This window comes from Streptomyces sp. NPDC037288 (genome assembly GCF_055603265.1).
In genome coordinates this window covers 90,268-103,863 of the sequence record NZ_JBVJVY010000026.1, presented here as the reverse complement: position 1 = coordinate 103,863, position 13,596 = coordinate 90,268, and the positions used below count along the sequence as shown (strand labels likewise).

The 13,596-nt window shown below is 73.6% G+C and carries 11 protein-coding genes; 9 read left to right on the top strand and 2 right to left on the bottom strand.

Annotation, left to right across the window (positions count from 1 at the left end):
- The first annotated feature begins 28 nt into the window (after positions 1 to 28).
- From ACZ7GZ_RS26825 to ACZ7GZ_RS26815, 3 genes are all read left to right on the top strand, one after another.
- Positions 29 to 1,063: a permease gene (locus ACZ7GZ_RS26825; protein ID WP_471027943.1), complete on the top strand. Its 1,035-nt coding sequence runs from the start codon at positions 29 to 31 to the stop codon at positions 1,061 to 1,063.
- A complete protein-coding gene (locus ACZ7GZ_RS26820) occupies positions 1,060 to 1,791 on the top strand; it encodes a TIGR03943 family putative permease subunit (RefSeq protein ID WP_471027942.1) in 732 nt (243 codons plus the stop codon). Before ACZ7GZ_RS26825 ends, ACZ7GZ_RS26820 begins: the two co-directional genes overlap by 4 nt.
- 289 nt (positions 1,792 to 2,080) lie before the next feature.
- Positions 2,081 to 3,175 carry a hypothetical protein gene (locus ACZ7GZ_RS26815; RefSeq protein WP_471027940.1) on the top strand — a complete coding sequence of 365 codons (1,095 nt, stop codon included), beginning with the start codon at positions 2,081 to 2,083 and terminating at the stop codon, positions 3,173 to 3,175.
- A 22-nt stretch (positions 3,176 to 3,197) separates the two neighbouring features.
- Here the strand turns inward: ACZ7GZ_RS26815 and ACZ7GZ_RS26810 are convergent, their stop codons facing one another.
- Positions 3,198 to 5,249, bottom strand: coding sequence for an NAD(+) synthase (locus ACZ7GZ_RS26810; protein WP_471027939.1), 2,052 nt, complete (start codon positions 5,247 to 5,249; stop codon positions 3,198 to 3,200).
- A gap of 159 nt (positions 5,250 to 5,408) precedes the next feature.
- Here ACZ7GZ_RS26810 and ACZ7GZ_RS26805 point away from each other — a divergent pair, with 159 nt between their 5' ends.
- Together ACZ7GZ_RS26805 and ACZ7GZ_RS26800 are read left to right on the top strand one after the other, a co-directional pair.
- Positions 5,409 to 6,380: an ATP-binding cassette domain-containing protein gene (locus ACZ7GZ_RS26805; RefSeq protein WP_471027938.1), complete on the top strand. Its 972-nt coding sequence runs from the start codon at positions 5,409 to 5,411 to the stop codon at positions 6,378 to 6,380.
- Positions 6,377 to 7,171, top strand: coding sequence for an ABC transporter permease (locus ACZ7GZ_RS26800; RefSeq protein ID WP_471027937.1), 795 nt, complete (start codon positions 6,377 to 6,379; stop codon positions 7,169 to 7,171). The genes ACZ7GZ_RS26805 and ACZ7GZ_RS26800 overlap by 4 nt, the downstream gene beginning before the upstream one ends.
- A gap of 98 nt (positions 7,172 to 7,269) precedes the next feature.
- On the opposite strand, the gene ACZ7GZ_RS26795 is transcribed toward ACZ7GZ_RS26800, so the two are convergent.
- A complete protein-coding gene (locus ACZ7GZ_RS26795) occupies positions 7,270 to 10,407 on the bottom strand; it encodes an ATP-binding protein (protein WP_471027936.1) in 3,138 nt (1,045 codons plus the stop codon).
- A gap of 236 nt (positions 10,408 to 10,643) precedes the next feature.
- Between ACZ7GZ_RS26795 and ACZ7GZ_RS26790 the strand changes: the two genes are divergently transcribed.
- The 4 genes from ACZ7GZ_RS26790 to ACZ7GZ_RS26775 all read left to right on the top strand — a co-directional run bounded on the left by ACZ7GZ_RS26790 (position 10,644) and on the right by ACZ7GZ_RS26775 (position 13,526).
- Positions 10,644 to 10,973: an SAV_915 family protein gene (locus tag ACZ7GZ_RS26790; RefSeq protein WP_471027935.1), complete on the top strand. Its 330-nt coding sequence runs from the start codon at positions 10,644 to 10,646 to the stop codon at positions 10,971 to 10,973.
- A gap of 13 nt (positions 10,974 to 10,986) precedes the next feature.
- Complete coding sequence (gene lysA, locus ACZ7GZ_RS26785) at positions 10,987 to 12,312, top strand: diaminopimelate decarboxylase (protein ID WP_471027934.1); 1,326 nt, start codon at positions 10,987 to 10,989, stop codon at positions 12,310 to 12,312.
- 130 nt (positions 12,313 to 12,442) lie between these two features.
- The gene (locus tag ACZ7GZ_RS26780; RefSeq protein WP_471027933.1) at positions 12,443 to 12,859 is read left to right on the top strand and encodes a hypothetical protein; all 417 of its coding nucleotides are present in this window, start codon (positions 12,443 to 12,445) and stop codon (positions 12,857 to 12,859) included.
- Complete coding sequence (locus tag ACZ7GZ_RS26775) at positions 12,852 to 13,526, top strand: hypothetical protein (protein WP_471027931.1); 675 nt, start codon at positions 12,852 to 12,854, stop codon at positions 13,524 to 13,526. The genes ACZ7GZ_RS26780 and ACZ7GZ_RS26775 overlap by 8 nt, the downstream gene beginning before the upstream one ends.
- Positions 13,527 to 13,596: the final 70 nt, after the last annotated feature.

Here is a 13,596-nt window from a genome sequence, read left to right as displayed (position 1 = left end):
GAGCCAGCACAGCCGGAGGGATCCACCCGTGGCCATCACCGAAGACGCCCCGCCCGGCGCGGACGTCACCCCCACTGACGTCACTTCCGCCGACGTCACCTCCGGTCGGGACGGCCGCCGGCTCAGCTCCCCGCTGGTGCTCACCCTCACGCTGCTGCTGGCGGTGCTCGCCCAGTCCCCGATCCGCGGCCTCCTCGGCACTCCGGCGATGCAGAGCTGGACGACGGTGTTCGTCGCGGTGACCGTGCAGGCGCTGCCCTTCCTGGTGCTCGGCGTGCTGCTGTCGGCGGCGCTCGCGGTGTTCGTGCCGCCGTCGTTCTTCGCCCGCGCCCTCCCGCGCCGCCCCGCCCTCGCCGTCCCCGTCGCCGGGATCGCCGGCGCCGTCCTGCCGGGCTGCGAGTGCGCGTCGGTACCGGTCGCCGGGGCGCTGGTGCGCAGGGGCGTGACCCCGGCCGCCGCCCTCGCCTTCCTCCTCTCCGCCCCCGCCATCAACCCGATCGTGCTGACCGCCACCGCCATCGCCTTCCCGCGGAACCCGAAGATGGTGCTGGCCCGGTTCCTGGCGAGCCTGCTGGTGGCGTGCGTGATGGGCTGGCTGTGGCAACGGCTGGGCCGCACCGACTGGCTGCGCCCGCCGGCCCACGGCGCGCACGAGGGCGCGACGAAGGGGGAGGCGTTCTGGAACTCGGTGCGGCACGACACCATGCACGCCGGCGGGTTCCTGGTGCTGGGCGCGATGGCGGCGGCCACGCTGAAGGCGGCGGTCCCGGCGGACTGGCTGCGCACGGCGGCCGGAAACCCCGTCTTCTCCGTGCTCGCCCTCGCCGTCCTGGCCGTACTGCTGTCCATCTGCTCGGAGGCGGACGCGTTCGTCGCGGCCTCCCTCACCCAGTTCTCGCCGACGGCCAAGCTGGTGTTCCTGGTGGTGGGCCCGATGATCGACCTCAAGCTCTTCGCGATGCAGGCCGGCACCTTCGGCCGTACCTTCGCTCTTCGCTTCGCCCCCGCCACCTTCGCGCTGGCCGTCGCGGGCGCCGTACTGACCTCGGGGGTGCTGCTGTGAACCGCCAGGCCCAGGCCGCTGTCCTGTTCCTGCTCGGTGCCGCCCTGCTGCACGCGGGCGGCACCGACCTCTACCTCCGTTACGTCAAGGAAGGCCTGCGCCCGCTGCTGCTGGCCTCGGGCGCGGTGCTGGTGCTGGCCGCGGTGGCGACGGTCTGGTACGAGCGCCGGCGCGCGAAGACCGCCACCGCGGGGCACGGCCACGGCCACGGCCACGAACACCCGGAACCCCGGGTCTCCTGGCTGCTGTTGCTCCCTCTCCTCGCGCTCATCCTGGTCGCCCCGCCCGCCCTCGGCTCCTACAGCGCCCTGCGCTCGGGGACGGCGCTGCAAAAGCCGTACACCTACGGTGCGTTGCCCACCGCCGACCCCGCCCCGCTCTCCGTGATCGACTACGCCTCCCGTGCCGCCTACGGCCACGGCCGCTCCCTGCACGGCCGCGCGGTCCGCGTCACCGGCTTCCTCGCCCTGGACCACGCGGGCGCGCCGTACCTGGTCCGCATGGCCCTCAACTGCTGTGCGGCGGACGCCCAGCCGGTGAAGATCGCCCTGACCGGCACCCTGCCGCCGGTCCTGCGGCCGGACGCCTGGCTGGAGGTCACCGGCACCTACAGTCCCCGCCTGACCCACGACCCGGTCAACGGCGGCCCCATCCCCTATCTGAAGGTCACTTCGGCCAAGCCGGTCCCGGTGCCGCACGACCCGTACGACGAGACCTGGAACACCTGAGCCAACCCGGCACGGGGTCGTCAGGGGACGACGCACACGCACCGCACGAGCCACCCTCAGGCGACCTGACGCTCACACCGCGACCCGGCATGGTCCAGGCAGTGCCGGGCCCTTCTTCATTGCCGGAACCGGTACAAGAACACCCCGGTGGCCGAGGGACACAATCGCGGGCGTGAACCGCTCCGACCTTGTCTGCCGGTCCCCTTGGAAGCGCTCCGTGCGGTGGCTCGTCCCCCTCGGGGCGGGTGGGGGACTGCTCGCCGCGGTGGGGCTGGGGTGTGCCGGCGGGATGTCGGACACACTCCCCCTCGTCCTGGTGACCATCGGGCTGTGCCTGGTGGCGGCCGTCGTGTGGTCGCTGTACGTGGCGACGGGCTGGATGCGCGCGGACGCGTACGGGCTGTACACCTGGACGCTGCTGCGCCGCCGCAGCGTGCCGTGGCAGGAGGTCGCGGATCTGCTGGTCCGGGTGCAGACCCTGCCCCGGGGCGGGGAGAACGAGCGGGTCATGGTGGCGCTGCGGGGTGGGCGCAGACTGCTGCTGCCCCAGCCGTCCAGTGCCGCGTACGGCAAACCGGCCTTCGCCGGACGGCTGGCCGCGCTGCGCAGGATGCACCGCCGGTACGGCTCTCCCGGGTCGACCCGGATCCGCTATGTCACCGGCAAGAGCGTGGGCAGCGGCTGGGCGGGCCGGCTGGGCGCCTGCCTGCTGCTGCTCGTGGCGGCGGGTACGGCCGGATGGTTCGTACCGGCCGCCACGGCGTACGAGCGGGCCTGGGAGAGGGCGGTGCCCTGCCCCGCCGGGACGTCCGACGCCGAGTCGTACGACTGCCTGTCCACCCTTCCCGCGGTGATCTCCCGGACCGATCCGCGCGGACCGAAGCAGGCCAGCCGGCTGTACTTCGCCCACGGCGACCCGACCGACCGGCTGAGGGTGTCCGCCGATGCCGCCCGGGCGTTCCAGGCCGGCGACCGGGTCGAACTGACCGTCTGGCACCGCCAGGTGATGAAGGTCGCCGGGGAGCGGTACGTCTGGCACGACCACGTCACCACGGGCGGCAGCGTGGCCGTCGCGGCGGCCGTGCTCGCCCTGACCGCGGGGTGTCCGGCGGCCCAGGTGCTGCTGCGGCTGCGCGGACGGCGGCGTCGGCGGCCCGACGACGAGGTCCTGCCGTCGGTCCTGCCGTTCGCGGGCGCCCTCGCCGGTACGGCCGCCTGGCTGCTGCCGCTGTGCTACCTCCACCCCACGGACATGGCCGGCTCCACCGAGGGGGTCACCTGGCTGGCCCTCGGTTCGCCGGTCTCGGCCGCCCTGTTCGTCCTCGCCTGGCGAGCCACCCGTTTCCCGGCGCCGCCGGATCCCCGAGTGCCGCGACTCGCGTAGGACGGCGAGGTGGTGGGCCCGCTTACCGCCCGCCCTCTTCCCCGAGGAGACCGAAGCGCTCCAGGTCCCGCAGCCAGGCGTGGGCGTTGCCGTCGGACGGGGCCCGCCAGTCGCCGCGCGGGGAGAGGGAGCCGCCCGCCGAGACCTTGGGGCCGTTCGGCATCGCCGAGCGCTTGAACTGGGAGAAGGCGAAGAAGCGGCGGATGAAGACCTCCAGCCAGTGGCGGATCTGAGCGAGGTCGTAGGAGCCTCGGTCGGCCTCCGGGAAGCCGGGGGGCCAGGCGCCGGCCTCCCGGTCGTGCCAGGCGTGCCAGGCGAGGAAGGCGATCTTGGAGGGGCGGAAGCCGTAGCGCAGGACGTGGAAGAGGGTGAAGTCGTGCAGCGCGTACGGGCCGATCTTCGACTCGGTGGACTGCATCTCCTCGCCGGGGACGAGTTCCGGGCTGATCTCCGTGTCCAGGATCGCGGCCAGGATCTTGCCGGTCTCCTCGTCGAACTGCTCGCTGCTGATGACCCAGCGGATCAGGTGCTGGATCAGCGTCTTCGGCACGCCGGAGTTGACGTTGTAGTGGCTCATCTGGTCGCCGACGCCGTACGTGGACCAGCCGAGCGCCAGCTCGGAGAGGTCACCGGTGCCGAGCACGATGCCGCCGCGCTGGTTGGCCAGCCGGAACAGGTAGTCGGTGCGCAGGCCCGCCTGGACGTTCTCGAAGGTGACGTCGTACACCGGCTCGCCGGAGGCGAAGGGGTGGCCGATCTCCTTGAGCATCAGGCGTGCGGTCGGCGTGATGTCCAGCTCGGCCGCCGTGACGCCGAGGGCCCGCATCAGCCGGTGGGCGTTGTCCTTGGTGTGGTCGCTGGTGGCGAAGCCGGGCAGGGTGAAGGCCAGGATGTCGCTGCGCGGGCGGCCGGCGCGGTCCATGGCCCGGGCGGCGACGATCAGCGCGTGCGTGGAGTCCAGGCCGCCGGAGACGCCGATGACGACCTTGGGGCCGCCGATCGAGGCGAGCCGCTGCTGCAACCCCGCGACCTGGATGTTGTACGCCTCGTAGCAGTCCAGGGCGAGGCGGTCGGCGTCGGCGGGCACGAAGGGGAAGCGTTCGAGGCGGCGGCGCAGGCCCAGGTCGGTCACCGGAGGGCTCAGCTCGAACGACACCGTGCGGAAGTCGGCGGTGCGTGCGCCGTGGGTACGGCGGTTCTCGCCGAACGTGCCCATCCGCTGCCGCTCCTGCCGCAGCAGGTCCAGGTCGACGTCGGCCACCGCGTACTGCTCGCCGAGCGGGAAGCGCTCGGTCTCGGCCAGCAGCACCCCGTTCTCGTAGATCAGGGTCTGGCCGTCCCAGGACAGGTCGGTGGTCGACTCGCCGAGGCCGGCCGCCGCGTAGACGTACGCGGCGAGGCAGCGCGAGGACGCCGAGCGGCACAACAGCTTGCGGTCCTCGGCCCGGCCGACCGTGATGGGGCTGCCCGAGAGGTTGACCAGGACGGTCGCGCCGGCCAGCGCCGCCTCCGCGCTCGGCGGCACCGGCACCCACATGTCCTCGCAGATCTCCGCGTGCAGCACGAGACCGGGCACGTCCGCCGCGGCGAAGAGGAGGTCCACGCCGAACGGCACGTCCGCGCCGCCGAGCCGGATCGTTCCGCCGCGCTCGTCGTCACCCCCGGCGATCTGCCGGCGCTCGTAGAACTCCCGGTAGTTCGGCGGGTACGACTTCGGTACGACGCCGAGGATCCGGCCGCGGTGCACGATCACCGCGCAGTTGAAGATCCGGTCGCGGTGGCGCAGCGGGGCGCCGACGACCAGGACCGGCAGCAGGTCCGCCGACTCGGCCGCGATCGTGGCGAGCGCCGTCACGACGTCGTCGAGCATGGCGTCCTGCAGCAGCAGGTCGTCGATGGCGTACCCGGAGAGGCACAGCTCCGGGAAGACGGCGACGGCGACGCCCTCCTCGGCGCACCGGCGCGCATGGCGCAGCACCGCCTCCGCGTTGGCGGGCGGGTCGGCGATGACGGTGTGGCCCGTGCACGCGGCGACGCGCGCGAAGCCGTGCTGGTAGATCGACCAGAAGCTCAACGGGACCTCTTTCCGAAGCGACTTTCCTACGACAAGAAGCCTAAAGGCCGGACCGTCACCCACCGCCCACCTGCGGGTTTCAGTGTGCTGCGGCCCTGGCCGGCGTGCTGAAACCCGGCTGAAGCCGTTCTGAACCGCCCCGGCGGCAGTCTCTGCGGCATGACGACGACGGACCACGAACTCGCGATCGCGGCCACCGGGCTGCGCAAGTCCTACGGGGACAAGACCGTCCTCGACGGCATCGACATCCACGTGCCCGCCGGGACGGTCTTCTCCCTCCTCGGGCCGAACGGCGCGGGCAAGACCACGGCGGTCGGCATCCTGTCCACCCTGATCTCCGCCGACGGCGGCCAGGCACGGATCGCCGGGCACCACCTGACCGCCGAGGCCCAGGCGGTCCGGGCGGCCATCGGGGTCACCGGCCAGTTCTCGGCCGTGGACGGGCTGATCACCGGCGAGGAGAACATGCTGCTGATGGCCGACCTGCACCACCTCTCCCGCCGGGAGGGCCGGCGGGTCACCGCCGGGCTGCTGGAGCGCTTCGACCTGGTCGAGGCCGCGAAGAAGCCCGCCGCCACCTACTCCGGCGGCATGAAGCGCCGCCTGGACATCGCCATGACCCTGGTGGGCAGCCCGCGGATCATCTTCCTCGACGAGCCGACCACCGGCCTGGACCCGCGCTCCCGCCACACCATGTGGCAGATCATCCGCGAGCTGGTCTCCGGCGGTACGACCGTCTTCCTCACCACCCAGTACCTGGACGAGGCCGACCAGCTGGCCGACCGCATCGCGGTGCTCAACGGCGGCAAGCTGGTCGCCGAGGGCAGCGCCGAGGAGCTGAAGCGGCTCGTTCCCGGCGGCCATGTACGGCTGCGCTTCGCCGACCCGGTGGCGTACGAAGGCGCGGCCACCGCACTGCGCGAGGTCACCCGGGACGACCAGGCGCTCACCCTGCAGATCCCCAGCGACGGCAGCCAGCGCGAGCTGCGCGCCATCCTCGACTGGCTCGACGCCGCCTCCATCGAGGCCGACGAACTGTCCGTGCACACCCCGGACCTGGACGACGTGTTCTTCGCCCTGACCGGCAGCTCCGTACCTGCCCAGCCCACCGACAAGGAGACCGTCCGATGAGTGCCGCCGCCCCCCACGCCGTCCGCGACAACCTCACCATGCTGCGGCGCAACCTCCTGCACGCCCGCCGCTACCCCTCCCTCACCCTGAACCTCCTGCTCACCCCGGTCATCCTGCTGCTGCTCTTCGTGTACGTCTTCGGTGACGTGATGAGCGCCGGCATCGGCGGCCACGCGGACCGCTCCCGGTACATCGCCTACCTGGTCCCCGGCATCCTGATGATGACCATCGGCGGCACCGCCATCGGCACCGCGGTGTCCGTGGCCACCGACATGACCGAGGGCATCATGGCCCGGTTCCGCACCATGGCGATCTCCCGTGCCTCCGTCCTGATCGGGCATGTGGCCGGCAGCGTGATCCAGATCCTGATGTCCCTGGCGCTGGTGCTGGGCATCGGCCTCGCCATCGGCTTCCGGCCGAACGCGACACCGCTGGAGTGGATCCTGGCCGTCGGGCTGCTGGCACTGGTCAGCATCGCGATGACCTGGGTCGCGGTCGGCATGGGCCTGGCGAGCCCCAACGCCGAGGGCGCCAGCAACCTGGGAATGCCGCTGATCATGCTGCCCTTCCTGGGCAGCGCCTTCGTGCCGGTGCACCTCATGCCGAGCTGGTTCCGCTGGTTCGCCGAGTACCAGCCCTTCACGCCCGCCATCGAGACCCTGCGCGGGCTGCTGCTGGGCAGCGGGATCGGCACGAAGAACGCGGTACTGGCCGTCGGCTGGTGCCTGGCCCTGACCCTGCTGGGCTACCTGTGGTCCAAGGCGCAGTTCAGTCGCGAGCCGAAGAGGTGAGTCCGGCCGGAACGGCGGGTGCGGGCGCGTTGTGGTTGCTCGCGCCCACGCGGTGGAGCCGCACATCGATACAGCCCCGCGCCCCTTCGGGGGTGCTGTCATCCCCCGGCGCCTGTCAGCTCCCGCAACGCCTCCGCCCGCAGCTCCTCCCGTCCCAGGGCGGCGTACCTCGACCTCGCGTCGGTGTACGCCGCCCCGTCGGCGTTCTCGGCCGCCTGCCGGGAGCGGGTCAGGGACAGGGCGGGGAACTCCCGCAGGACCGGCATCCGTTCGGCCAGCGCCACCAGCCGTACCGCCGCCGGGTCGCCCTGGGCCAGCCGGGCGAGTCCGACCGCCAGCAACAACGTGCCGTAGACCGGCAGTTCCACCGGGGCCCGGTCGGCCGGGGCGCCGGACAGCAGGCCGGGCAGCCGCGCCCGCAGCTCCTCGGTGAGCCCGGCGACCGGGTCCGGCCGGCCGTGCAGCGCGTGCGCGGCCACGGCCGCCGACCGCAGCTGCAGCGCCCACGGATCCACGAAGGGATCGTCGGCGTACAGGGCGGCGGCCTCCCGTACCCCCTCCGCCGCCCGGCGCCACAGCCCGAGCCCGACCTCCGTCAGTCCCCGGGCCAGCGCGATCTCAGCCCTGGCCGGCAGCTCGGGGATGAACATCCGGTCCGACTCCGGCGGCTGGTCCAGAGTCGCGCGGCCCAGCCAGTACTCGGCCTCGTCGATGTCGCCCTTGTGCAGACAGGCCAGCACCAGCCCCCACCGGACGCCGAGCAGGTCCGACGGGTCGCCGAACGCGTCCAGCGCGCCCAGGGCCGCGCGCAGATGGTCGTACGCCTCCGCGCCCCGTTCGGACTCCAGGCACAGCTCGCTGATCCGGCCGTGGCTGAGCAGGCGCATGGCCGGGTTGTTCAGCGGGGCGAGCGCGTCGAGCATCCGGCGGGCGTTCTCCAGCGCACGTTCCGTGTCGTGCCCGGCCTCCCAGACGTAGCTGGCGACGCCCGCGGCTATGCCCGCCAGCAGCGGCTCGTCGGCCTCGCACAGCTGCTGGAGCCGGGCGAACTCCGGCGGCCGCATCTCCGGTACGGCGCACAGCACGACGGACAGGGCCCGCACCACGGTGTCCGGCGGGGCGGACGGCAGCCGGCGCAGAGTCACCAACTGGCGTACGGCGTGCGGGCCGTGGCCCATGAAGAGGCTCGCCGCGCACACCGCCGCCGCGCTGCGGGCCGGTTCCACGTCCTCGGGGTCGTCGGGCCGGAAGTGGGACAGCGGGCCTGCGGTGTCGGCGGCCAGCGAGGCCAGCCGGGCGTAGCTGGAGCCGATGGCCCACAGGGAGGACAGTACGGCGGTGACGGCCGCGGTGGTGGGTCCGTCGGAGCGGGCCAGGGCGTGGCGCAGGGCGAGGACGAGGTTGTCCTGCTCGGCGCGGATGCGCGTCCAGGCGGGCACCGGATCCTCGCTGTAGAGCCGGTCGTGATGGGCGCGGCCGAAGTCCCTTGCCCAGGCGAGGAACCGGCCGGTCACCACCTCCTCCTCGCCGGCCTCGGCACGCTTGGCCGAGCCGAACTCCCGCAGTGTCTCCAGCATGCCGAAGCGCACGCCGAAGGGGCCGTCGTCCACCTTGACCAGGGACTGGCCGGCCAGCTGCTCCAGCAGGGTCAGCGCGTCCCCGGTCTCGCCGAGCAGGTACTGCGCCGCGTCCTCGGTGAAGCCTCCGGGGAAGACGGACAGGGCGCGCAGGGCCGCCCGGCCGTCGGGTTCGAGGAGGTTCCAGCTCCAGTCGACCACCGCCCGCAGGGTGCGGTGCCGCTCGGGTGTGTCGCGGGCGCCGCCGCGCAGCAGCGTGAACCGGTCCCGCAGCCGGCGCGAGATGTCGGCCACGGACAGCACCCGTACCCGGGCCGCGGCCAGCTCCACGGCCAGCGGCAGCCCCTCCAGGTGCCGGCAGATCTCGGCCACCGCTTGTGCGGGCAGCTCCACGCCGGGGCGGGCGGCGCGCGCCCGCTGGGTGAAGAGCTCGACCGAGGTCGCCTGGGACAGCTCCGGCAGGGCGTACACGGCCTCCGAGGTCAGCCCCAGCGGGGCCCGGCTGGTGGCCAGGATCCGCAGTTCCCTCGAGCGTGACACCAGCGCCTGGACGAGACCCGCCGCACCCGCGATCACCTGCTCGCAGTTGTCCAGCACCAGCAGCGCGGGTCCGGTGCCGAGCGCGCCGATGATGCCGCTCACCGCGTCCCCGCCGCCCGGGAACTGCCGGCCCTCCCCGGCACCGACCGCGGAGGCCACCTCACCGGCCACGTCGGCGTCGGCGGTGACACCGGCCAGGGCGACGAAGTGCACCACGGGCTGCTCGGCCGCCCGGCTCACCGCGTGGGAGAGACGGGTCTTGCCCAGGCCGCCCGGGCCGGCCACGGTGACCACGCGCGCCTCGCGCAGCAGCCCGGCCACAGCGGCGATGTCGGCGTCCCGGCCCAGCAGCGGGTTCGGGTCGTGCGGCACGCCGTGGCGGACCGGCGGTGCGTCCGCGCTCAGCAACTCCTGCTGGACTCGCTTGAGCCGGGGCCCGGGATCGGTACCCAGACCGTCCCGGAGCCGGCGGCGGTAGGCGTCGTAGCGGGTCAGTGCCGCGGCCCGGCCCGCGGTGGCGGCCTCGCAGCGCAGCAGTTCCGCCAGCACCTCCTCGTCCCGCGGCAGCTCCAGAGCCAGTTCGGCCAGGGGTGCCGCGGCCTCCTCGCGCCGGCCCAGCCGGGCGAGGGCGAGGGCCCGGGAGCGGACCAGCGAGCGGTGCGCCCGGACCAGGCCGGCACGCAGCGCCACCACCGGGTCGTGCAGGTCCTCTCCCGCCGCGGCGCCCACGCTTCCGTCCCACAGCGCCAGCCCGGCGTCGGCCTCGGCCAGCGCGCCGTCGTGGTCCCCGGCCCGCGCGCGCTCGGCGCTCGCCGCCTCGCGCAGCAGCAGCGCGGACGCGTCGACCTGCGTCTCGTCCAGAGCCAGCCGGTACCCGGCCGGTGTGCTCACGACCAGCTCGGCACCCAGCTGGGCCCGGAGCCGCGACACCAGGATCTGCACCGCCTTGCCCGGCCGCTCGGGCAGCTCGTCCGCCCACAGCCCCTCCACGAGCCGGGCCGTGCTGCAGCCTGTGCGCAGGTCCTCCGCGAGCAGCGCGAGCAGCCCGCGCAGCCGGGGCGCGGTGATCTCCCGTCCACGACAGGCGACTTGGGACAGCAGGGTCAGCTCGGTCGTCACGTCCCGAAGAGTAAGCCAGGGACATGGCGGCGCGGGTGAGCGTCCCCCGCCCCGCCCCGGTGCCGTCAGCGTGCCGTCAAGGGCGTCCCGAACGCCGTAAACGTCCCGTCAGGACACCTCCGGCACGTCCCGGCACCCCCGGCCTTCGGGGATAACGTCGACACCACGCCCCGGCACCGCCTCCCCGCGCCCGGGGCCCCGGATTCCCCCGAACCCTGCCGAACCGGGAGGCCCCCATGGCAGAACTCCTCTACGGCGAAGACCCCGAGCCCTCCGATCCGTTCCCGGCCGGACCCCTGTACGTCCCGGTCCGGCCGGGACCCCGCGGGTGCGCACCCCGGCTCTTCCGTACCCCCCTCGGCGACCGTACGGCCGTCGGCTTCACCACCGAGGGCCGGCTGGCCGCCGCCCTCGGCCCCGGCCAGCCGTGGATTCGCCTCGCCGCGCCCGCCCTGCGCGCGCTGGCCGTGCCGCTCGGTGTCACCGCCCTCACGGTGGACCCGCGGTTCACCGCCCCGGCCGCCGCACCGGTCACATCCGAGCTGCCCGCGCTGCGGGCCGCCTGAGGGGCAGGACACGATGACCACGGTTCACGAACCCGCCACCGCCGCCGGCCTGTTGCTGTGGCCCGCCTCCACCACCGGGGCGCCGCACGGCGGCCTCGCCGTCGGCGGCGTACCGCTCGCCGAGGTCGCCGACCGCTTCGGCACCCCCGTCTACGTCCTGGACGAGGCCGAGGTCCGCGACCGCTGCCGCACCTATCTGAACGCCTTCCCGGACGCCGAAGTCCTGTACGCCGCCAAGGCGTTCCTGTGCCGGGCCGTGGCCCACTGGACGGCCGAGGAGGGACTCGGTCTCGACGTCTGCTCCGCCGGCGAGCTCGAACTCGCCGTCACCACCGGCTTCCCGCCCGAGCGGATCGTGCTGCACGGCAACGCCAAGTCCCCGCGCGACCTGGACACCGCGCTGCGTCTCGGGGTCGGCCGGATCGTCATCGACAGTCCCGCCGAGATCGCACGTCTCGCCGCCGCCGTCGGACCGGACGGGCACCAGAAGGTCATGGTCCGGGTCGTTCCCGGCATCAGCGCAGGCGGCCACGAGAAGATCCGTACCGGCACGGACGACCAGAAGTTCGGCCTGTCCATCGCCGACGGGTACGCCCAGCACGCCATCACCCGCATCCTCGACCAGCCGCGGCTGCAACTCACCGGTCTGCACTGCCACCTGGGTTCACAGATCACCACCGTCAAGCCGTACCTGGCCGCCGTACGCCGGCTGGTCGGTCTGATGGCCCGCCTGTACGAGCAGCACGGCCTGGTCCTGCCCGAACTCGACCTCGGCGGCGGCCACGGCATCGCCTACCGCCCCGGCGACCAGGCCCTGGACGTGACGGCGCTGGCCCGCAGGGTCCGCGCGGAACTCGCCGGCGCCTGCGCCACGGCCGGACTGCCGGTCCCCCGCCTGATCATCGAGCCCGGCCGGGCGATCGCGGGCCCCGCCGGGATCGCCCTGTACCGCGTCCTGTCGGTGAAGCGCACGGGCGACCACGTCTTCGTCGCCGTTGACGGCGGCATGAGCGACAACCCGCGCCCGGCCCTGTACGGCGTCCGGTACACACCGCGCCTGATCGGCCGGGCCGGTACGGCGGACCGCGCCCGGGTCACCGTCGTGGGCCGGCACTGCGAGGCGGGGGACGTCCTGGCGGCCGGTGTGGAACTGCCCGCCGACCTCCGCCCCGGCGACCTGCTCGCCGTCCCCGTGGCGGGCGCGTACCAGTTGTCCATGGCCTCCGGCTACAACCTGGTCGGCCGCCCGCCCGTGGTGGCCGTACACGACGGCCACGCCCGCCTCCTGGTCCGCCGGGAGTCCCTGGAGGACGTCCGCAGCCGCGATGTGGGCCTGTAGACCGACGGGGCTCGGGTGAGTGCGGCGGACCCGGCCGTCCCGTCACGGTGGTGCGGGATGAGCCGTTCCGGCTGCCGTCCGGTGCGTGCGCCGATACAGTGCTGGGACCATCGGGGGAGAGACGACGACCGTGGACGAGCTGACATTCGCCGTGACGACAGTGCTCGCGGCCCTCCTCAGTGAGGCGTCACAGGACACCTACGCAAAGGCCAGGGACGTCATCCGGCGTGCCCTGCGGCGCGGCGACCGGCCGGACACCGGCGTCGTACTGGAACGGCTCGACGAGGATCGAGCGCGTGTGGAGCGGTACTCGGCGGCGTACCGCGATGAGGCGGCGCGCTGTGCGGCGGCCGCATGGGCTCCCGCCCTGCAGGAGCTGATGCGACGGGACCCGGTGGCCTTTCAGGAGCTGCGGGCCCTTGCGGGGACGGATCGGCCGGCCGGCGTGGTCAACCAGCACAATCACGGTCAGGGCACCTTCATCAACGGCGACGTCCGAGGCGGCCTCACGATCCATCACGGCGCGACGCCTGGCAGCGATGTCTGAACCCGTGGGGCGGCGAGAGCAGCACAACCACGGTCCCGGCATCTTCATCGCGGGGCATGTCCTCGGCGACGTGCACCACTACGCGCCGTCCTCGCACGAAGGACACCCGCCCGACCTCCCTTTGAAGGAGGCCGTCGCGGGCACGGATGTGAGGGCGCCTGGCACTCGAGCGCCCACCGGCGCCAAGGGCGCCGCATACGGCCCGCTCGGCGCGCTGATGGGGTATTCCTTCGCCGCGCTCCTGCTCTTCGTGGCTGCGGGCGTGGGAGTGGCGGACACGTTCACCGCGCGTACGCCGACAGCGGACCGGGTCGTATCGGTGCCCCTGGCGGCGGGCCTGGCCATCGGTGGGCTGGTGCCCCTGGCGTTCGTGTTCGCCGCACTGGCCGAGGTCTGCGCCGCGGGCGCCGGTAACGCGGCCGGTGCGGCGGTCGGACGAGGAGAGGCGGGCAGGACCGCCGCGGCTCGTCTCAACCTGCGCCAGGCCCGGCTGCTGGCCCGGACGGCCGACACGAGCGCGGTGCTCGCCGGGTACGTGGCGGCACTCGTGGGGTTCTCGGCCGTGGGCAGCAGAGCGGCGGATCGCGCTCAGGTGGCTCGGGACGCCGCGGCGACGGAAGTGGAGGAGGCCGAGGCTGCGCTGGATGCTGTGCCGGTCGTCGGTTGATCTCGGGGGAAGGCGCCGTGCGCCCGGCTGCGCATGCTGTTCGGCAACGCGCTGCGGTCCCCGGTGTCAC